12 protein-coding genes and 1 pseudogene are annotated in these 21,004 nt (G+C 65.8%); 7 read left to right on the top strand and 6 right to left on the bottom strand.

Annotated elements, in window-relative coordinates; translation table 11 throughout:
• Nucleotides 1-115: 115 nt before the first annotated feature.
• Nucleotides 116-1,564: a cyclic nucleotide-binding domain-containing protein gene (locus ASR47_RS17685; protein ID WP_082988996.1), complete on the top strand. Its 1,449-nt coding sequence runs from the start codon at nucleotides 116-118 to the stop codon at nucleotides 1,562-1,564.
• Between the two features lies 1 nt (nucleotide 1,565).
• Here the strand turns inward: ASR47_RS17685 and serB are convergent, their stop codons facing one another.
• From serB to ASR47_RS17670, 3 genes are read right to left on the bottom strand one after another with little or no spacing between them, the layout of a single operon-like run.
• The gene (gene serB, locus ASR47_RS17680; RefSeq protein WP_065309271.1) at nucleotides 1,566-2,408 is read right to left on the bottom strand and encodes a phosphoserine phosphatase SerB; all 843 of its coding nucleotides are present in this window, start codon (nucleotides 2,406-2,408) and stop codon (nucleotides 1,566-1,568) included.
• A gap of 43 nt (nucleotides 2,409-2,451) precedes the next feature.
• Nucleotides 2,452-5,895 carry a transcription-repair coupling factor gene (gene mfd / locus ASR47_RS17675; RefSeq protein WP_065309097.1) on the bottom strand — a complete coding sequence of 1,148 codons (3,444 nt, stop codon included), beginning with the start codon at nucleotides 5,893-5,895 and terminating at the stop codon, nucleotides 2,452-2,454.
• Between the two features lie 60 nt (nucleotides 5,896-5,955).
• Nucleotides 5,956-6,900 carry a 5'-nucleotidase gene (locus tag ASR47_RS17670; protein WP_065309096.1) on the bottom strand — a complete coding sequence of 315 codons (945 nt, stop codon included), beginning with the start codon at nucleotides 6,898-6,900 and terminating at the stop codon, nucleotides 5,956-5,958.
• Nucleotides 6,901-7,017: 117 nt separating this feature from the next.
• Between ASR47_RS17670 and ASR47_RS26575 the strand changes: the two are divergent.
• From ASR47_RS26575 to ASR47_RS17645, 4 genes and pseudogenes are all read left to right on the top strand, one after another.
• Nucleotides 7,018-7,473, top strand: a pseudogene (locus ASR47_RS26575) (methyl-accepting chemotaxis protein); the annotation flags it as partial.
• Nucleotides 7,474-7,819: 346 nt separating this feature from the next.
• Nucleotides 7,820-9,424, top strand: a complete 1,605-nt coding sequence (locus tag ASR47_RS28200) for a methyl-accepting chemotaxis protein (RefSeq protein ID WP_171898980.1) — start codon at nucleotides 7,820-7,822, stop codon at nucleotides 9,422-9,424.
• Nucleotides 9,424-10,200: a putative bifunctional diguanylate cyclase/phosphodiesterase gene (locus ASR47_RS17650; RefSeq protein WP_065309093.1), complete on the top strand. Its 777-nt coding sequence runs from the start codon at nucleotides 9,424-9,426 to the stop codon at nucleotides 10,198-10,200. The genes ASR47_RS28200 and ASR47_RS17650 overlap by 1 nt, the downstream gene beginning before the upstream one ends.
• A gap of 81 nt (nucleotides 10,201-10,281) precedes the next feature.
• The gene (locus tag ASR47_RS17645; RefSeq protein WP_065309092.1) at nucleotides 10,282-13,065 is read left to right on the top strand and encodes an ATP-binding protein; all 2,784 of its coding nucleotides are present in this window, start codon (nucleotides 10,282-10,284) and stop codon (nucleotides 13,063-13,065) included.
• Between the two features lie 4 nt (nucleotides 13,066-13,069).
• On the opposite strand, the gene ASR47_RS17640 is transcribed toward ASR47_RS17645, so the two are convergent.
• Both ASR47_RS17640 and ASR47_RS17635 read right to left on the bottom strand, forming a co-directional pair.
• Nucleotides 13,070-13,978 (bottom strand): lipase secretion chaperone, encoded by a 909-nt coding sequence (locus ASR47_RS17640; protein WP_065309091.1) that lies wholly within the window; start codon nucleotides 13,976-13,978, stop codon nucleotides 13,070-13,072.
• A 9-nt stretch (nucleotides 13,979-13,987) separates the two neighbouring features.
• Nucleotides 13,988-14,905 (bottom strand): esterase/lipase family protein, encoded by a 918-nt coding sequence (locus tag ASR47_RS17635; protein WP_065309090.1) that lies wholly within the window; start codon nucleotides 14,903-14,905, stop codon nucleotides 13,988-13,990.
• Between the two features lie 305 nt (nucleotides 14,906-15,210).
• Here ASR47_RS17635 and ASR47_RS17630 point away from each other — a divergent pair, with 305 nt between their 5' ends.
• Nucleotides 15,211-15,924, top strand: a complete 714-nt coding sequence (locus ASR47_RS17630) for a TetR/AcrR family transcriptional regulator (protein ID WP_082989018.1) — start codon at nucleotides 15,211-15,213, stop codon at nucleotides 15,922-15,924.
• 87 nt (nucleotides 15,925-16,011) lie between these two features.
• Here the strand turns inward: ASR47_RS17630 and ASR47_RS17625 are convergent, their stop codons facing one another.
• On the bottom strand, nucleotides 16,012-18,339 hold the full coding sequence (locus ASR47_RS17625) for a penicillin-binding protein 1A (RefSeq protein ID WP_245714391.1): 2,328 nt from the start codon (nucleotides 18,337-18,339) through the stop codon (nucleotides 16,012-16,014).
• 187 nt (nucleotides 18,340-18,526) lie between these two features.
• Between ASR47_RS17625 and ASR47_RS17620 the strand changes: the two genes are divergently transcribed.
• The gene (locus tag ASR47_RS17620) at nucleotides 18,527-20,788 is read left to right on the top strand and encodes an OPT family oligopeptide transporter (protein ID WP_065309089.1); all 2,262 of its coding nucleotides are present in this window, start codon (nucleotides 18,527-18,529) and stop codon (nucleotides 20,786-20,788) included.
• Nucleotides 20,789-21,004: the final 216 nt, after the last annotated feature.

Raw genomic sequence — 21,004 nt, 5'->3', positions numbered from 1 at the left:
GCAAAAATATCGCGCCCGGCGCGCGCGTGGCAAGCGCTTGTCATGCCGGCGTCACAATCGGACGCTATGATGAACACTGGGGCAGTGATGCCATCGATTTGAACAACGGGGCATCATGAACAGGTATTGGACGAGGAGTGCATTGCTGGCCGTGGCCGGCATCTTGCTGGCTTTCGCATCGCTGGAAGTATTGGGCGGGCCATTCGGCTGGCTGGCGGACGGTCGCGAGGCGGCCGGGCTGCTGGCCGGCGACGGCATCCCGCTGCTGCAATTGCTGCTGCTGGCCATGCTGCTGGACCAGCTGATCTGGGCGCTGGCCGCGCGCGGGCGCACCCTGGACATGCGGGTGCCGCGGCTGGCGCTGCAGATCGTCACCTTCCTGATCTACGCGCTGTTTTTCTGCGGCATATTGAACCAGGTGTTCGGCCTGTCGATGACGGCCATGCTGGGCGCGTCCGGGGTGATCGGCCTGATCCTCGGCTTCGGCCTGCGCGGCCTGGTGGCCGACGTGTTTTCCGGCATCGCGCTGCACCTGGACGCCTCGATCAGCGTCGGCGACTGGGTCGACCTGCAATACCGGGGCCGCGACATGTCGGGCAAGGTCGTCGATTTCGCCTGGCGCACCGTGGTGCTGGCCGACCGCGCCGACAATCTGGTGCTGATACCGAACGGCGAATTTGCCGGCGTGATGGTGACCAACCGCTCGCGCCCGGGTCCACTGTCCAAATACGAGTGCTTGCTGGAACTCGATGCCGGCCATGACACGGCGCGCATCCTGGCCATCCTCGACAATGCCCTGGCGCGCGCCGTGCAGGACGGCCTGCTGTCCGCTGGCAGCGCACCCTACACGCAGCTGGCGGCCCTGAAGGACGGCCTGGCCACGTACCGCATGGTGTATTTCGTCGAGGTGGGCGCCCGGTCGCCCGGCACCCACAGCCACGTGGCACTGCAGTACGGCGCGCAATTCCTGCGCGCCGCCGGCGTGCCGCTGGCCAGCAGCCAACAGGTGGAATGGCGCCGCCAGGATGGCCCGGAACGGCATCACCTGGCGCGGCCCGAGGCGCGCGCCGGTGTGCTGGCCGGCGCGCGCTATCTGTCGGCGCTGTCGCCGCAGGAACTGGCCGTGATCGCGGCCGAGACGGTGACGGTGCGCACTGGCCCAGGACAGGCGCTGCTGAACGCCGGCGACCCTGGGGAGACCATGTTCGTGGTGCTGGAGGGCAGTTTCGAGGTGGTCATCGACGGTCCGCACGGCCCGCTGGAGGTGGCGCGGCTGTGGCCCGGCGACTGCTTCGGCGAGATGTCGCTGTTTACGGGCGCGCCGCGTTCGGCCCATGTACGGGCGCGCACGGCCAGCGTGACGCTGGAGGTCGCCAAGCACACCATGGCCGGTATTTTCGAGCGCAATCCGAAGCTGGTCGAGCGTATCGCCGCACTGATCGAGCAGCGCCGCAGTGTCAACGAAGATGCCTTGCTGCGCCCGGCGGGATTGCCGGCCGGTGCGCCGCAGTCGCCGGGCATGCTCGAGCGTATCCGCGAGTTCTTCAGGCTCGCCCGCAGCTAGTTCAGGACAGCACGTTCAGCACGCCGTCGAGGCCCACGAAGTTGAGCGCCACGTCGGCCTGGGCGCGCACCACGGGCTTGGCGCGGAAGGCCACCGACAGGCCGGCGATGCCCATCATTTTCAGGTCGTTGGCGCCGTCGCCCATGACGATCGCTTCGGACGGCGAAATGCCCAGTTCCTTGCACACGCGCTCGACCGTGCGCTGTTTTTCTTCGGCGTCGACGATGCCGCCCAGGACCTTGCCGGTCAGCTTGCCGTCGACGATTTCCAGCGCATTGGCGTGCGTGTAGTCCAGGCCCAGGCGCTCTTTCAGGCGCTCGGTAAAGAAGGTGAAGCCGCCCGACACCAGCAGGGTTTTCAGGCCCGCCGCCTTCACGGCCGCCAGCATTTTCTCGGCGCCCGGCGATAATTTCAAACGTTCGTCGTAGACGCGCTGCAGCGCCGAGGCGTCCAGCCCTTCGAGCAGCGCCACGCGCTGCGTCAGGCTGGCGGCAAAATCGAGTTCGCCGCGCATGGCCGCTTCCGTGATCGCCGCCACCTGCGGTTTCAAGCCCTGCATGTCGGCGATTTCATCGATGCACTCGATGGTGATCAGGGTCGAATCCATGTCCATCGCGACGAGCTTGAATTCGCTCAGTGCGCGCCGGCCCATGAGATAGGTAGCGTCCAGCTGCGCCGCCTGCGCCGCCACCTCGATGGTCGGCAGCAGGGCCTGCGAATAGCTGATTTTTTCGCAGCGCAGCGCATGCGGCCCCAGGCGCGTGATGCTGGTGGGCGCAGCCAGCGCGGCGATGCGCTCGAGGCGCGCCGGGTCGCCATCGACGCCTTGCAGTATCAGATTCATGGTCATGGAAGAGGTATTGGTCATGGTAGCCTGCGGTAAAAGTCTAAACGGTCAATTGCTTGATGGTGGTCTTGATTTGCGTTACGCGCGCCGCCAGGTCCGGCATGGCGGCGCTGATCTTCAGCTTGTCCTGGCCATGCAGCTTGATATGGCGGTTCTTCTGTATCAGTTCGATGATGCGCATCGGATCGATCGGCGGCTGGGCCATGAATTGCAGGGTAGCCGCCTCGCCATGCACGTCGATCTTGACGATGCCGACGGTTTTCGCCGCGATGCGCAGGCGGTGCGTTTCGATCAGCGCTTTCACCGGGTCGGGCAGCTTGCCGAAGCGGTCGATCAGCTCTTCCTGGATATCGTCGATCTTGTCCTGCGTGGCGCAGTTGGCCAGGCGCTTGTAGATCGACAGGCGTTCGTGCACGTCGCCGCAAAAATCGGCAGGCAGCAGCGCCGGCACATGCAGGTTGATTTCGGTGGTCGAGGCCAGCGGCGCGGCCAGGTCCGGCTCCTTGCCGGCTTTCAGGCAACGCACGGCTTCGTTGAGCATGTCCGAATACAGCTGGAAGCCGATTTCCGTCATCTCGCCCGACTGGCTCTCGCCCAGCACCTCGCCGGCGCCGCGAATTTCCAGGTCGTGCATGGCCAGGTAAAAGCCGCTGCCCAGCTCTTCCATCTGCTGGATCGCGTCCAGCCGGCGCTGCGCCAGTTTGGTCAGGCCCTGCACGTCATTCACCAGCAGGTAGGCGTAGGCCTGGTGGTGCGAGCGGCCGACCCTGCCGCGCAGCTGGTGCAGCTGCGCCAGGCCGAACTTGTCGGCGCGGTGCATGATGATGGTGTTCGCGGTCGGCACATCGATGCCGGTCTCGATGATGGTGGTGCACAGCAAAATGTTAAAACGCTGGGCCACGAAGTCGCGCATGACTTTTTCCAGGTCGCGCTCGTGCATCTGGCCGTGCGCCACGGCGATGCGCGCCTCGGGCAGCAGTTCGGTCAGCATGGCCAGTCGGTTCTGGATGGTCTCGACCTCGTTGTGCAGGAAGTAGATCTGGCCGCCGCGTTTCAGCTCGCGCAAACACGCTTCGCGGATGATCGCTTCGCCTTCGCTGCGGACAAACGTCTTGATGGCCAGGCGCTTTTGCGGCGCCGTGGCGATGATGGAAAAGTCGCGCAAGCCTTCCAGCGCCATGCCCAGGGTGCGCGGGATCGGCGTGGCGGTCAGGGTCAGCACATCGACTTCGGCGCGCAGCGCTTTCAACGCTTCCTTCTGGCGAACGCCAAACCGGTGTTCCTCGTCGATGATGACCAGGCCCAGGCGCGTGAACTTCACGTCATCGGACAGCAGTTTGTGGGTGCCGATAATGATGTCCAGCGTGCCGTCGGCCATGCCCTTGAAGGCCTGCGTGATCTCCTTGCCGCTACGGAAACGCGACAGTTCGGCAATGCGCACCGGCCAGTCGGCAAAGCGGTCGGCAAAGGTCTGCGCATGCTGTTCGGCCAGCAGCGTGGTCGGCGCCAGGATCGCCACCTGCTTGCCGCCCATCACGGCGATGAATGCCGCGCGCAGCGCCACTTCCGTCTTGCCGAAACCGACGTCGCCGCACACCAGGCGGTCCATCGGTTTGCCCGAGGTCATGTCGCGGATCACATTGTGGATAGCTTCGGCCTGGTCGGGCGTTTCGTCGAAGCCGAAGCTGTCGGCAAAGCGCTCGTAGTCATGCGAGGAATACTCGAAGGCATGGCCCTGGCGCAGCGCGCGGCGCGCATACAGGTTGAGCAGTTCGGCGGCCGTGTCGCGCACCTGTTCGGCAGCGCGTTTTTTCGCCTTTTCCCACTGGCCCGAGCCGAGCGAATGCAGCGGCGCGTCTTCCGGCGAGGCGCCCGAATAGCGCGAGATCACGTGCAATTGCGACACCGGCACATACAGCTTGGTGTCTTTCGCGTATTCGAGGTGCAAGAACTCGGTTTCGCCTTCGCCCAGGTCCATGCTGGTCAGGCCCATGTAGCGCCCGATGCCGTGGTTGATGTGGACCACCGGGTCGCCGATCTTCAGCTCCGACAGGTCGCGCACCATCGACTCGACCTGCGTCACGCCTTCCTGTTTTTTCTTGCCGACGCGCCGGCCCGAACCCGCATACAGCTCGGTTTCGGTGATGAAGGCCAGGTTGCCTTCGTCCGTGTACAGCTCGAAGCCCGCATGCAGCGGCGCCACGCCCAGCATCAGCTTGGCGTCGGACTGCAAGAAGCCGTCGCTGCCCTCCACGGGCGTCAGCTGCAGGTCGTATTCGGCAAAGTACTGCTGCAAGGTTTCGCGCCGGCCGTTCGATTCGGCGCAGACCATCACCCTGCGGCCCGGCTGCAGCAAAAAGCTGCGCAGGTTGGCCAGCGGATCGTCGGCGCGGCGGTTCACGGCGATGTTGGGCAGCGGCGCCGACAATTCGGAGGCCAGCGCATCGTTCGACTTGGCGATCGCCAGGCGCGCATACGGTTTGGCCAGCGCGAAGAACTGCTCGTCGCCGAGGAACAGCGACTCGGGCGGCAAAATCGGACGTTCGCGGTCGGCCTTCAGGAAGCGGTAGCGCGACTGGGTATCGGTCCAGAAGCGGCCGATCGCCGCGTCGATCTCGCCGACCAGGGCCAGCGAGGCGTCGGGCGGCAGGTAGTCGAACAGGGTGGCGGTTTGCTCGAAAAACAGCGGCAGGTAGTATTCGATGCCGGCCGAGGCGATGCCGCTGCTGATGTCCTTGTAGACCACCGAGCGCGACGGGTCGCCTTCGAACTGCTCGCGCCAGCGGCTGCGAAAGGTGGTGCGCGCCGCCTCGTCCATCGGGAATTCGCGCCCCGGCAGCAGCCGCACTTCGTGCACAGGGTAGAGTGAGCGCTGCGTGTCGGCGTCGAAGGTGCGGATGGTCTCGATGGTGTCGCCGAACAGGTCGAGCCGGTACGGCAGGGCGGACCCCATCGGGAAAAGGTCGAGCAGGCCGCCACGCACCGAGTATTCGCCGGGCGACATCACCTGCGACACATGGCTGTAGCCGGCCAGGGTCAGCTGCGATTTCAATCGCGCTTCATCGAGCGTTTCGCCCTTCTTGAAAAAGAAGGTGTAGGCGGCCAGGAACGACGGCGGCGCCAGGCGCACCAGCGCCGTGGTGGCCGGCACGATCAGCACGTCGCACTGGCGATTTTGAATCTCGTGCAGGGTCGCCAGGCGTTCGGAGACCAGGTCCTGGTGCGGCGAAAACGCGTCGTAGGGCAGGGTTTCCCAGTCCGGCAGCAGATGGCAGCGCAGCTCCTGGCCGCCAAACCACGGGATCTCGTCGAGCAGGCGCTGACCGTCGCTGGCCTGCGCCACCACCACGGCCAGCATCTGGCCGCGCGACTTCAGTTCAAGAGCGGCCAGCGCCAGCGCATAGGCGTCGGATGAACCATACAGGGCGGGCAGCGCGTAGCGGTTGCCGGGCTTGGGGAGCGATTTTTTCAGGGCTAAGGACATGCAGGCGATGACACAGGTGACAGAGGCAGTTGACAGGAGTGGCTGGAAAGCCATGCGCGATTATAGACCATCACCCGCGCGCACATTGGCCACACCAAACGGCACGTGCACCATCGGTATGGTGCCGCCGGCTGACTTCAAATGGCTCAGCTGGTCATCGAAAAAGATATGCGGCCTGAACACGGCCAGCACGCGCGACTTGTCCATGCCGCCGAGGAAAAACGTTTCGTCGGCCGCCACGCCCCAGCTTTTCAGGGTCGTCACCACGCGTTCGTGCGACGGCGCGTTGCGGGCGGTGATGATGGCGATGCGCAGGATCTTTTTGTAGGCCGGATCGCGCTGCTGGGCCTGTTCTTCCAGGCGCTGCATGGCGGCCAGTTTCTGGAACAGGGTGGCCAGCGGGCCCGGGCGGTGCGGCGTGCCCACGTTCAGGGTTTCATGGGCGTGGAATTCATCGACGTCGTTGTTGCGCTTGAAGACGGTTTCGGCCTCGTCGTCGGCGATCACGCCATCGAAATCGAAGGCCACGCGCAGCTCTTCGTCGGCCTCGTCGTCTTCGGTGCGCGAGGGCAGTACCAGGCCGGCGGGAAAGTTGCAGGCCAGTGCGCCGCGCACATCGTCTTCATTGGCGCTCAGGAACAGCGAGGCGTTGAACGCCGGCAGGTAAGGGTAGGGCGACTTGCCGGTCATGAAAGCGGCGCGCGAAATATCGAGGCCATAGTGGGCGATCGAGTGCATCACGCGCAAGCCGGTTTCGGGTGAGTTGCGCGAAAATAGCACCACTTCCACCGGCGCCTCGTGCGGATGGTGCTTGTTGATGTTCAGGAACCGGCGGATGAAGGGAAAGGCCACGCCGCGGCCCAGCACCGTATCGAGGTGGGTTTCCTGGTATTTGCGGTATTCCTCGGGGCCACGGTCGAGGTAGACCTGGTGCGATGCCGACAGGTCGAACAGTGCGCTCGAGGCGACGCCGATCACCAGTTTTTGTTCGATAAGATAAGCCATGGTGTTTCCAGTGTGGTCTTGTCGGCCATCTTAGACGAATATCAATGGCGCAGCCAGCTATCCTTGCCCTGCACATTGCGCCAGGCCGGCGCCAATGCTGCCCTGGTCGGTGTCATGATGGCGGAGCTGACCTCGACCGTACGCCAGAACGCCGACAATGCCCAGCAGGCCAATCAGCTGGCGCGCAGCGCGTCCCGGGTGGCGGTGCAGGGTGGCGCCGTGGTGGGCAAAGGTGGTGCGGACCATGGACGCCATCAACGGCGCGTCGCGCAAAATCGTCGACATCATCAGCGTAATCGACGGCATCGCCTGCCAGACCAATAGGCCATCAGCCAGATGGACCAGGTGACGCAGCAGAACGCCGCGCTGGTCGAAGAGGCGGCGGCCGCGGCCGCGTCCCTGCAGGAGCAGGCGGGCGCCTTGTCCGGCGTGGTGAGCGTGTTCAGGCTCGATGGCGTGGCGCCGGCGCCAGTGCGCGCCAGCGTGCCTGCGGCCGTGGCGCGCACTGCCTTGCAGACGGCGCCTGCCACGCGCAAGGGCAGGCCGTCGCACGACGAATGGGAACAATTCTGAGCCGTCGCCACGACGCGGGGAGTGGTACGGACGGCCGCCTTGTGCGGCCGTTTTGCACGGACGCATGCTTGCCGGTAAAACAGTGTTATGAAAATGGATGTTTTGTTATCTAAGCAAAATTTTGCAAAAATTAACGCGACATTGCTTGTCGGATAACTCACACTGGCCGCCGTAGCACCATGCGCCCTGGCGCGGAGGACGGCGTACGCCATCTTCGCTCCTGCCTTTGACCACTCCCGGCCGACCCTGCTGCCTGTTGCGCCCGTTCATGACACGTGAGGCATGGCCGGTGGCGGCGGCCATGGCGATCTGCCTCATCTTGAAGAATGCAAACAATATGGCGAATATGAATATAGGAACGCGTTTGCGCTGGGCTTTCGCGGTGCTGACCTTGCTGTTGCTGGCCACCGCCGCGCTCAGTGTGTTGCGCTTGTCCTCGCTCGACGAGCGCATGCGCGGCGTGGTCGATCGCGAGTATCCGAAAACCGTGCTGGCCAATGAGATCATCAAGCAGGTCAACGTGATCGCGCGCTCCTCGCGCAATCTGTTCCTGATGTTTGAGCTGGACCAGGTGGCGCAGGAGCGCGACACCATCGCCAGGGCCAGCGCGGCCACCGAGAAGCTGCTGGGCGAGCTCGATGGCAAGATCGGCGGCGAGCAGGGCAAGCAATTGATGCAGGCGGTAAAAGAGGCGCGCGGCGTGTTCAATACGGGCCGCGACAAGGTGCTGGCGCTGCTGTACGACGGCGCGCGCGACGAAGCGTCGGCGCTGCTGCTGCAAACCGTGCGCGCCGATCAGCTGCGCTACATGGGCGCGCTAGAAAACCTGATCACACACCAGCACAACCTCATGGTCGAAGCGGGCAAGCAGGTGCGCGAGGAATACCTGGCGGCGCGCGCCATGGTGCTGGCGCTCAGTGCTGCGGCCATTTTGTTCTCCATTATCACGGCCTGGCTGGTCACGCGCAGCATCGTGCGGCCGCTGCAGCATGCGCTGGGCGTGGCGCAGACGGTGGCCGCCGGCGACCTCAGTTCCACCTTTGGCCAGCACGCCAGCGATGAAACGGGCCGGCTGCTCGACGCACTGGCCATCATGAATGACAACCTGCGCGATATCGTGCGGCAGGTGCGCAGCGGCACCGATACCATCGCCACGGCGTCGACCGAAATCGCGGCCGGCAATATCGACCTGTCGGCCCGCACCGAAGAACAGGCCAGTTCGCTCGAACAGACGGCGTCGGCGATGGAGGAACTCAGTTCCACAGTGCAGCAGAATGTCGACAATGCACGCCAGGCCAGCACCCTGGCGCTGGCGGCGGCGCAGGTCGCCAACCGCGGCGGCGAGGCCGTCGGGCAGGTGATCAACACGATGGAAGCGATCAGCAGTTCTTCGGCGCAGATCGCCGAGATCATCGGCGTGATCGACGGCATCGCGTTCCAGACCAATATCCTGGCCCTCAATGCGGCGGTGGAAGCGGCGCGCGCCGGCGAGCAGGGACGCGGCTTTGCGGTGGTCGCCACCGAGGTGCGCAACCTGGCGCAGCGCAGCGCCTCGGCCGCGCGCGATATCCGCGCCCTGATCGCCACCTCCGGCGAGCAGGTCTCGAACGGATCGGCGCTCGTCGTGCAGGCCGGCGCCACCATGCATGAGGTGGTGCAGGCGGTGGAAAAGGTCAGCCGCATGGTCAGCGACATCACCACCGCCAGCGCCGAACAGAGCACGGGCATCGGCCAGATCAGCGAAGCGGTGTTGCAGATGGATGAAGTGACGCAGCAAAACGCGGCGCTGGTGGAAGAAGCGGCGGCCGCATCACAATCGCTGGAAAGCGAGGCGGCGCGGCTGCAGCGGGTGGTCAGCGTGTTCCGCCTGCGCCAGGAGCATGCCAGCCTGCCGCCGGCGGACAGCGGCGCCACTGGCCAGACGCGGCCCGTGCTGCGCCTGCCCGCCTAGTGGCTGGCCTGGCCAGCGCGCTGCGCAACGATGAATTCTGCTTTCACTACCAGGGCAAGTTCGATACCGTGCAGCTGCGCCTGGTGGGTCTGGAAGCGCTGCTGCGCTGGCGCCAGCCAGGGCGCGGCCCCGGTTTTCCGCAGGAGTTTGTCGACCTCGGTGAACACAGCGGCACCATCGTCGAACTGGGCAACTGGGGTATCGCCGCCGCATGCGCGCAACTGGCGCAGTGGCGCCAGGCACGGTTGCCGCTGGTGCCGGTGGCGGTCAATCTGTCGGTCCGGCAGTTGAGCGACCCGCGCCTGTTCTTTACCGTGCTGTCCTGTTTGCGCCAGCATGACGTGCCGCCCGGCTTGCTGGAACTGGAGGTGACGGAAAGCGGCCAGATCGTCGATATGGCGCAAGCGTGCGCCGTGCTCGCGCGACTGCGCGCGCTGGGCGTGCGCATCGCGCTCGACGACTACGGCACCGGCTATGCTGGCCTGCACCACCTCAAGATGCTGCCTGTGCATACGGTCAAGATCGACCGCTGTTTCATCGCCGATATCGCCAGCGATGGCAAGGACGCCGTCATTGTCGACTCGACCATCGCGCTGGCGCGCAGCCTGGCGCTGCAGGTGCTGGCCGAAGGTGTCGAAGATGGCGCGCAGCTGGCCATGCTGCGCAGCCTCGGTTGCCAGCAGGTGCAGGGCTACTACCTGCACCGTCCGGCACCGGCCGACGCCGTTGCGGCCCTGCTGGATGGCGCGCATGCGTCGCCGGATTGCAACAAGTAGCAGCTCGTGCGTGCGGAGTGCGGATTTTCCGTAAAATGCCTGCCACACCGCATGTCCTGAGACCCTTCTTCCCCAAGCACCATGATGAACAGCTCCGTCCCGGCCTATGTTTTCGGCCCGTTTCGCCTATTGCCGCTCGAACGCCGGCTGCTGGAAGGCGAACGTGCGGCAAGGCTGGGAAGCCGCGCCATGGACTTGCTGCTGGCCCTGCTGGAACGCGCCGGCGATATCGTCGACAAGCATGAATTGCTGGCCCTGGTCTGGCCCAATGCCGTAGTCGACGACGCCACCTTGCGCGTGCACCTGGCGGCGCTGCGCAAGGTGCTGGGCGACGGGCGTGATGGCCAGCGCTACATCACCACCGTGGCCGGCCGTGGCTACGGTTTTCTCGCCCCCGTGTCGCGCGATGGCGAGACGGCCGCCGCCGCTGCCTCCGGCACCTCCGCCGAGGTGCGCTACAACCTGCCGGTGCTGTTCACGCGGATGATGGGCCGCACCGATGCATTGCATGCGATGGCTGGCCAACTGCTGCATGTGCGCCTGCTCAGCATCGTTGGCCCGGGCGGCATCGGCAAGACCATGGTGGCAGTGGCGCTGGCGCTGCGCGTGCAGCGCCGCCATGCCGACGGCATCTGCTTCGTCGACCTGGCGCCGGTGACGGAGGGGCGGCGGGCGCCGCTGGCGCTGGCCTCGGCGCTGGGCGTGGCGGTGCCGGCGCACGATCCGATGCCGGCCCTGCTGGCCTATCTGCGCCAGCGCCAGATGCTGCTCGTGTTCGACAATTGCGAACACGTGATCGCCGCCGCCGCGGCGCTGGCCGATGCCCTGCTCAAGGGAGCACCGGCGCTGCAGGTGGTCGCCACCAGCCGCGAACCGCTGCGCATCTCGTGCGAGTACCTGCTGCGCCTGCCGGCGCTGGAGCTGCCGCCGCCCGACACGGTGGCCGACGCGGCGCTGCGCCACTATGCGGCGGTGCAGCTGTTTTGCGAGCGCTGCATCGCGGTCGACGCCAGCTTCGTGCTGGCCGACGCCGACGTGCCGGTGGTGGCCGAAATCTGCCGCCGCCTCGACGGCATTCCGCTGGCGCTGGAACTGGCGGCCGGGCGCATCGGCCACTTCGGCCTGCATGGCTTGCGGCGCCAGCTCGATGACCGTTTCCGCCTGCTGGTGCGCGGTCCGCGCAACGCGCCGCCGCGCCACCAGACCCTGCGCGCCACGCTGGACTGGAGCTATGGTTTGCTCGATGCCGAAGAGCGCAGCGTGCTGCGGGCGCTGAGCGTGTTCAAGAGCCGCTTCCGGCTCGAATCGGCCAGCGCCGTGGCCGGGCGCGACGTCTACGACGCGGTGGCCGACCTGGCCTCGAAATCACTGGTCAGCGTCGAGACCTGCTGCGAGCGCGTGTATTACCGGCTGCTGGAAACGACGCGCGCGTATGCTTGCGCGCTGCTGTCCGAAGACGGCGGGCAGGCGGCCGTATTGCGCCGCCATGCACTGCATTGCCTGGCGCTGGCGCGCCATATCGCGCACGACCGGGGGCGCTTGCCGGCGGCCAGCTGGAGCGCCGCCTGCCGCTGCCATGTGGACGATATGCGCGCCGCCATCGACTGGGCCTTCGGCACGCACGGCGACCCGGCGCTGGGGGTGGCGCTGACCCTGGCAGCGCACACGCTGTTCTACTCGTTGTCGCTGATGGACGAATACCGGGTGCGGGTCGAACATGCGCTGGCGCGCATGGCCGCGCATGGTATCGAGGATGCCTGCGGTGAAATGCAGCTGTGCGTGTCGCTGGGGCACTTGCTGCTGCATACCGGGGGCGTGAGCGGCGCCATGCTGGCGCAATTCCAGCGCGCTTGTGCGCTGGCCATCACCACAGGCGAGGCCGCTGGCTGCGCCGAAGCGATTTGCGGCATGTGGATCGCGCACATGGTGATGGCCGATTACCGCGCCGCCGACGCCTGCGCGGCGCAGTTTGCGGCGCTGTGCGAGCGCGAGGGCGATACCGCCATGCAGCTGTTGCGCGCACGCATGCTGGCCGCTGGCGAACACCTGCAGGGACGGCATGCGGAGTCGGCGGTGCTGTCGCGCCTGGTGCTGGACCATCCCGATGCCGCCGGCCAGCACAGCCTGAACAGCGCCTTGCTGGCCGACTACCAGGTTTGCCTGCGCGGCAACCTGGCGCGCTGCGTGTGGCTGATGGGCCGTCCCGACGATGCGCTGGCGATTGCCCGCGAAACGGTCGAGCAGGGCTTTGCGCACAATGGCGTGTCGCTGTGCGTGGCGCTGGCCGTCAGCGCCATCCCGGTGGCCTTGTGGTGCGGCCGGCACGATCTGGCGCGCGAGTGGACCGGCACGCTGTGCGAACATGCGGCGCGCCACGGCTTGCGGCACTGGCAGGAGTGGGGCGCCAGCTATCAGGGTGTGCTCGACAGCCTGCGCCAGGGCTGCGCCGTCGCCTGGCCGGCGGCGCGCGGCTGGTCGCTGCAGGTCGACCTGATGGCGACCTTGCTCGATGCGGCGGCCAATGGCGAAGCGCTGCGGCGCGCCCGTGGCGGCGACGCGCCATGGAGTGCGCCTGAAGTACTGCGCCGCGCGGCGCTGCGCCGCTGGCAGGCCCTGCGCCCTGGCGACGTGCAAGGGCAGGAACTGGTGCGCCGGCTGCTGGAGGAAGCGCTCAGGCTGGCCGGCGCCCAGCGCGCGCTGGGCTGGGAGCTGCGCTGCGCCACCAGCCTGGCGGCAGTCTTGCGCGAACAGGGCCGCTCGCGCGAAGCGCGCGCGCTGCTGCTGCCTGTGCACGCGCGCTATACGCAAGGCCATGCCAGTGCTGACATGATGGCGGCGGCGCAGCTGCTGGCGCAGATGGACTAGCCCTTTATTCGTAGGCGCCCAGGCGGCGTTGCTCGTCGGGTGAGAAGAGCGCGTCATTGAGCCTGGCGACCTGCGCCGCGTCCTGCGTACCTGCGCCCAGTGCCGCCTTTTGCGCGCGCCAGGCAATGATGCGCTGCTGCCACTGTGATTCTTCGCGGTCCAGTTCGGCCAGCCGCGCCGCCGCCTCGGGCGTGAAAGTGGCCGCGCGCAGGCGATAGACTTCATTGTCGCCGCCGCCTTGCGCGCGCAGCGTGCGCACCGCGTCGTCGAGCCGGCTCACCTGCTGCGGCGCGTCGCGCTCCAGCCGCTGCGCCGGTGTCAGGGCGGCGTCGAGCGCGGCCAGCCTTTGCTGCCGCCCGGCTTCGCTCAGCTGCTTGTCGCCCAGCACCGCCATGCGCGCCACGGCGTCGTCGTCGCGCACGTCGCTGGCGCCGAACAGGCCGGCGCTTTCCTGGGCCGTGAAGTACGCCGGGCGCAGCGCGCGCATCGCCTGCAGCCGCGCCAGCGGCGCGTTGCCGGAAGGCGCCAGGCCTTGCTCGATGCCGGCCAGCGCCTGCTTGTAGGCCAGGTACGCCCCCAGCAGGCGCTTGGCTTCGCGTGCCGGCGCCGGCGCCAGGCGGCGGTCGAGTTCCAGCTCGATCTGGCTGCGGATGGCGGCCAGCGGCTTTTCGCCGAGGCCCGCCAGGTAGTAGTCGAACAGATGGCCCAGTTCCGCATCGACCACCAGGGTGCCGCCGGCGGAGGCGGTCAGATTGCCGTCGGGCCGCGTGCCCTCCATCGAGCGCACGAACGCGAACAGATCGGGGTCTTCCTTGGGTGGCGCTGGCGCCGGCGGCTCGCCCGGCGCCAGCGACCAGTACAGCGCCATGGCGGCCAGTGCGCCGGCCGCGATCAAGCTCTTGTTCGTGCGCATGGCGCCTCCTTACAAGCCCAGGCCCTGCAGGCGGTTGGCCTGCTGGCGGAACACCGTGACGGGCGAGGTCTCGAACAGGTTGACGATGCCGACGAACTGGTTGACTTCATCGAGGTGGTTCATGGCGTAGTCGTCGCGGATCACCTTGCCCAGGTGGCTGGAACAGCTGCTGACCAGGCCGTCGTTCTTTGCGCCGCCGAAGGCCAGGCTGATGGCCGCCAGCGCCGGGTCGCCGACGTCCAGTGCATTGGTGTAGGGCTGGGCGCCGCTCCATGAAAAATAATGCACGCCGCGTTCCTGGTAAGCGCCTTCGCCGCAGGCGGTGGCCGGCACGCCCTGCGGATGGCGGGTATTGAAAGCTAGCGAGCCGGCGGTCGACAGCGACGCCATGGCCGCGCCGGCGTTTTGCGGCAAGCCCTGGTTGCCCGAAATGATGCCGATCAGCGCGGCGAGGGCGTCGCCCAGCGCGGCGCCGGTGTGGGGGATGCTGCCGGCCAGGATGTCGGCCACTTTCGAGCCCTTGTTGACGCCCGCCACGCTGGTCACCGAGGCCACCAGGTCGGGCCGCACCGAGGCGACATAGCGCGCCGTCGGCCCGCCGTGGCTGTGGCCGATCAGGTTGACCTTGGCCGCGCCGGTGGCCGCGAGGATTTGCCGCACCTGCGACAGCAATTGTTCACCGCGCACTTCGGTGCTGTTGGCGGCCGACACGGTCACCGTGTAGACGCTGGCGCCGCCGCTGCGCAGGGCGGCGGGGACGCCATAGAAGTATTCGACCGGGCCCAGCTTGTCGAAGCCGAACAGGCCGTGCACCAGCACGATGGGATATCTGGTTTGCGTATAGCCGGCGGCGCCGGCGGTGGCGGGCAGGCCGATGCAGCAAGCCAGGACGAGGGTGGACAGCAGTTGCCAGAAGCGGGTCTTCATTTTGTCTCCGATATTTTTTGTGGGAAATGTCGATGCTGTAGCGGTACCGGCGCCGCCATCCGCCGCCATCTGCGTGACAACTAATATAGCGAGCGCTCGGTCTATTAAATGTAGCACCGTCGTGCCGCAATGGCTTGCCAATTCGATATTGCACTGCAATATGAAAGGTCGGGATGTTGCGATTAACCCGCATGGTCAAATTGAAAAGACTGGGCGCGATTTCGCTGCGCTATAATCAGGGCCGATTTGCGCCCCCGCCGAGCCTGCGCTACCTGGCGGCGCCGTTTTTACACTGTCTTTTGGGAATGCACTTGTCGACCCATTTCAACTTTGAACAGTTCCAGCAGATGACGCCTTTGGATGGCGTCAATATCTGGGAATACATCCTCGACCGCCACGCGGGCCGCATCGGCGTCAAGCGCCGCAAGCCCGCGCTGGAAAACCTCGAACGCATCTTCGGCGCCACCTTCAGGCTGGCCAACGACGTCGGCTTTCGCGCCATGAGCTTGCGCGACCTGTGCCGTGAAACGGGGCTGTCGATGGGTGGCCTGTATGGCTATATCACCGGCAAGGACCAACTGGCCGAAATGATCGAAGACGTGGTGCGCCACGCCACGCAGGCCTTGCCGCAGCTGTTCGTCGACGTCAAGTCGCCGCTCGACCGCCTGGAGGCGATGATACGCTCGTCGATCTACCTGTCCGAAATCCTGCAGCCCTGGTTTTATTTTGTGTACATGGATTCGCGCGTGCTGCAGGTCGAGCAGCGCAGCATGGCCAAGCAGTCGGAGTTGTATGTGCAGGCCTTGCTGGCCAGGACCATTCTTGAAATCCGCCCGCAGCCGCAGGGCGACCCCACCATGCTCGCCTCGCACTGCCTGGCGCTGTTCCAGGACTGGTATGTGAAACGCTGGAAGTACCGCGCGGCCAAGGTCAGCGTCGATGACTTTGCCGACAGCACGGTGCGGACGGTGCGCGGGTATCTGGTAGGTCGGATTAGCGGGACCGCAGGTCCCGCGTAATCCGACAACATTGTTGGCTTCATCGGGCACCTGCGGTGGCGTCGGATTACGCGCGCAGCGCTAATCCGACCTACTCGACTTTTCCACCTATTGCGTGGTTTCCACCGGCAACGCCTCCGGCACCGCCGCCGGATCGGTCGGCGTTTCGGTGTCCATGTCCAGCGTCCTGACGCCATTCATGTCGATGAATTCGTCATACATCCATTCCCCATCGACCTGGCTCAGGCCGGGCGGTGCAACGCGCGTGATCTGCGGACGCGTGGCCAGCGCCGTTTGCATGTAGTCGATCCAGATCGGCATGGCCAGGGTGGCGCCGAATTCACGCCCGCCCAGCGACTTCGGTTCGTCGTAGCCCATCCACGCCACCGCCACGATGCCGCCGCTGTAGCCGGCGAACCAGCCGTCGACGGCGTCGCTGGTGGTGCCGGTCTTGCCGGCGATATCGCTGCGGCCCAGCTTGCGCGTGGCGCCCGCGCCCGTGCCCGAACGCGCCACTTCGCGCAGCATGCTGTCCATCACGAAGGCATTGCGCGGGTCGAGCGCCAGGGTCTTGTCGTCGCCGGGCGCCGGTGGCTTGGTCTGCATCAGCACCACGCCCTTGGCGTCGACGATGCGGTCGATCAGGTACGGCTCGACCTGGTGGCCGCCATTGGCGAACAGCGCATAGGCGCCGGCCATCTGCACCGGCGTGACCGAGCCGGTACCGAGCGCCATGGTCAGGTTGTTCGGCTGGCGTGCCGGGTCGAAGCCGAATTTTTCGATAAACTCGTGGGCATACGGCACGCCCAGTGCGCGCAGGATGCGCACCGAGGCCACGTTCTTCGACTGCGCCAGCGCATAGCGCATGGTGATCGGGCCGTCGAACTTGAAGTCGTCATTCTGCGGCGACCAGATCTTGCCGCCCGCCGGCAATTCCAGTGGCACGTCATTGATCAGGGTGGCCGGCGAAAAGCCTTTTTCCAGTGCTGCTGAATACACGAACGGCTTCATGGCCGAACCGGGCTGGCGCCACGCCTGCGTGACGTGATTGAACTTTTGCAGGTTGTAGTCGAAGCCGCCCACCATCGCATGGTAGGCGCCGGTGTCGGCGTCGAGCGAGACGAAAGCGGCGGCCACCAGCGGCACCTGGGTGATGGCCCAGTTGTCTTTCGCATCCTTGCTGACCCGGATTACGGCGCCCGGGCGCAGTTTGATGCCGGCCGCCGCTTTGGCGGACAAGGCAGGGCCGGCGAAGCGCAGGCCGGCGCCGGTAATGACTTTCGCTTCGCCGTCGCCGGTGTCGACCGTCACCTTGCCGTTGGCCACGTCGGTAACGACGGCGGCGACCAGGCCGTCGCTGTCGGGGCGCTTTTGCAGCGCGGCGTCGATGGCGTCGTCGCGCAGTTCGGGCTCGGGCGGCAGTTCAATGAAGGTTTCAGGGCCGCGATAGCCATGGCGCTGGTCATAGGCGATCACGTTGCGGCGGGTCGACGCGTAGGCCGCATCCTGGTCGGCTTTCAGGATGGTGGTGTAGACGCTGATGCCTTTGGTGTAGCTGTCTTCCTTGTACTGCGCGAACACCGCCTGGCGCGCCAGTTCGGCCACGTATTCGGCGTGCGTGTCGAAACCCTGGCTGCCGCGCGTGTTGTAGCGCAGCGGCTGTTTCAGCGCCTGCTGGTACTGGCCGTCGCTGATGTAATCGAGCTCGCGCATGCGCTTCAATACCAGCTGCTGGCGCGCGTGTGCGCGTTTCGGATTGCTGATCGGGTTGTGGCGCGAGGGGTTTTGCGGCAGGCCGGCCAGCATCGCCATTTCGGCGATCGACAGTTCGCCCAGCGGCTTGCCGAAATAGGTCTGCGCCGCGCTGGCAAAGCCGAATGAGCGCTGGCCCAGGTAGACCTGGTTCATGTAGAGTTCCAGGATCTGGTCCTTCGACAGGGCGGCCTCGATTTTCAGGGCCAGCATGATTTCATTGAGCTTGCGCGAGGCGACCTTGTCGCGCGTGAGGAAGAAGTTGCGCGCCACCTGCATGGTGAGGGTGGAGCCGCCGCCGTGGCCAAAGCCGTGGCGCAGGTTGGACATCACGGCGCCGCCGACGCGCACGAAGTCGATGCCATTGTGTTCATAGAAGCGGCTGTCCTCGATGGCCATCAGCGCCTTCTTCATCATGTCGGGCACTTGCGCGATCGGCATGAAGTCGCGGTGTTCCTCGCCGAATTCGCCGATCAGCACATGGTCGGCCGTATAGACGCGCAGCGGTATCTTGGGCTGGTAGTCGGTGATGACATCGAGCGCCGGCAGGCGCGGTTTCACATACAGGAACAGATAAGCAGCCATCCCGATGGCGCAGGCCAGGGCGGCGCAGCCGGCAAGGAGCAGGCCGCGCACCACGGCGCGGCGGGATGGCCAGGGGAAGCCGGATCGGTTAGCAGTCAAGACATTCTCGCGTGAGCGTGCAGGGCACGGTGGCCGCGATTATAGACCATGAGCGCGCCGGCTTTGCGCGGCTCTGTCCGCGCAAAAAACCTTTTCAGGGAAACGCGGCTGTGCGATAGTCACGGCTTCAACAAGAGCCCGGGCGCCAATCCGGGCTGTTTTGCTTTATACCTCATAAGGAATGTCCATGGCAAAAGATGCAATACCGGCGACCGTGAAACCGTATATCCCGGCCGACGCGCAGCTGCCCGAGATGACCTTGCGCGCGCTGCTGATGGGCGTTGTCCTGGGCATGGTCTTTGGCGCCTCGTCGCTGTACCTGGTGCTCAAGGTGGGCCTGACCGTCAGCGCCTCGATCCCCGTCGCCGTGATTGCGATCACCCTGTTCGGCCTGGCCAAGAAGGTGGGCGGCAAGGATTCGTCGATCCTGGAAAACAGCATCACGCAGACGGCCGGTTCGGCCGGCGAATCGCTGGCCTTCGGCCTGGGCGTGACGATGCCGGCGATTTTGATCCTGGGCTTCGACCTGGAGATTTCGCGCGTCATGCTGGTTGGCGTACTGGGCGGCCTGCTGGGCATCCTGATGATGATCCCGATGCGCCGCACCATGATCGTCGACCAGCACAAGGAACTCAAGTTCCCCGAAGGCACGGCCTGCGCCGAAGTGCTCAAGGCCGCCGCCACCGACGAATCGCGCATCGCCGCCGGCGAGAGCATCGCGTCCGATTCGGCCGCCGCAAAAGACGCCAAGCGCCGCGCCAAGATCATCTTCGGCGGCTTTGCCGTCGGCCTGCTGTATAAAGTGTTCAATATCTCGTTCAAGGGCTGGAAAGATACGCCCGGCGTGGAGTTCGGCGCGCCGCTCAAAGCCGGCTCGATCGGCGCCGAGATTTCGCCCGAGCTGCTCGGCGTCGGCTACATCATCGGACCGCGCATCGCCGCCACCATGGCGGCCGGCGGCGTGCTGTCGTATTTGCTCCTGATCCCGATGATCAAATTCTTTGGAGACAAGCTCACCACCGTGCTCTCGCCGGGCACCAAGTTGATCAGCGAGATGGGCGCCGACGATATCCGCAGCGCCTATGTGCTGTATATCGGCGCCGGCGCGGTCGCCGCCGGTGGCCTCATTTCGCTGGTGCGCGCCATGCCGATGATCTGGCGCAGCCTGTCGGCCGGCCTGGCCGGCATGGGCAAGGGCAGCAAGGCCAACGCCACCCTGCGCACCGAGCAGGATATCCCGCTCAAATGGGTCATCATCGGCTGCCTGGCGATTATCGCCGTGATCACCTTTGCCACGCCGCTGCACATGAACGTGCTCGGTGCGCTCTTGATCCTGGTGTTCGGCTTTCTGTTCGCCACCGTGTCGTCGCGCCTGACCGGCGAAATCGGTTCCTCGTCGAATCCGATCTCGGGCATGGCGGTGGCCACCTTGCTGTTTACCTGTCTGATCTTCCTGCTGATGGGCTGGACCGGTGGCCGCTACTACGTGACCGCCTTGTCGGTCGGCGCCATCGTCTGCATCGCCGCCAGCAATGCCGGCACCACCTCGCAGGACCTGAAGACCGGCTACCTGATCGGCGCCACGCCGCGCCTGCAGCAGTATGCGATCCTGGCCGGCGCCTTGTCGTCGGCGCTGATCCTCGGACCGATCCTGCTGAAACTGAACGAAGCGAGCACCGTGTACGTGCCGGCCGCGCAGGTGGCGCCAGGCTTGACGGTCGATGTGTCGAAGCTGACGGCGACGGGCGAGCTGCATGGCCCGCAGGCCGAAACCGACCGCAATACCTACAAGGTCTGGCAGAAGACCGACACCGTCGGCGGCCCGGCCGGCAAGTATTTCGTCAAGGACGACGGCCAGCTGGCCTACCTGGTCGACCCGGGCATCAACGGTGCCTACAACAAGCGCCCGGACGGCTCGGAAGTGAAGAAATACGATGCGCCGAAGGCCGTGCTGATGTCCTATATTATCAAGGGCATTCTGGACCAGCAGCTGCCGTGGACGCTGGTGCTGTTCGGCGTGATGATCGCCGTGGTGCTGGAAATGGCCGGCATCGCCTCGCTGGCATTCTCGGTCGGCGTCTACCTGCCGCTGTCGTCGACCCTGCCGATCTTTGTCGGCGGCGTGATCCGCTGGCTGGCCGACCGCCGCAACAACCAGCTCGAACATAATGCGAAACTCAACGAGGAAGAGCGCCAGCTGGCCGGCGACCGCAGCTCGGGCGTGCTGCTCGCTTCCGGCTATATCGCCGGCGGCGCGCTGGCCGGCATCATTATCGCCATCACGGCCGGCGTGCTGACCCACTTCGACCAGATGATGGCCGACTGGGCCGAACACGGCAACCCGTTCTACGCGGGCGGCAGTTCGGACGCGCTGTCGCTGCTGCCGTATGCGGTGATCATCGTGCTGTTGTATGTGGTGGCGCGCGAGAAGAAAAAGGACGACGTGTAGGTAATGCCGTTCAATTGTAAAAATGGCGGGCCGGAGACGCGAGCCTGAGAAAATGCCGATGGCCGCGTTGCAGCTCCTCGCCGACCATGCGTACTGTCTTCGTCGCTGCGCCTTGCCCTCGACATTTTTCGGACCCGCTTGGCCCGGTGGGCCTGTGCTGGAGACCGAGGCCTCAATCCGTTTTGCGAGTTTCCTGACAGCGTAGGCGAGCTAACT

It is taken from the genome of Janthinobacterium psychrotolerans (assembly GCF_001677885.1).
GTDB lineage: Bacteria > Pseudomonadota > Gammaproteobacteria > Burkholderiales > Burkholderiaceae_D > Janthinobacterium > Janthinobacterium psychrotolerans.
This window is presented reverse-complemented; position numbering and strand designations above follow the sequence as displayed.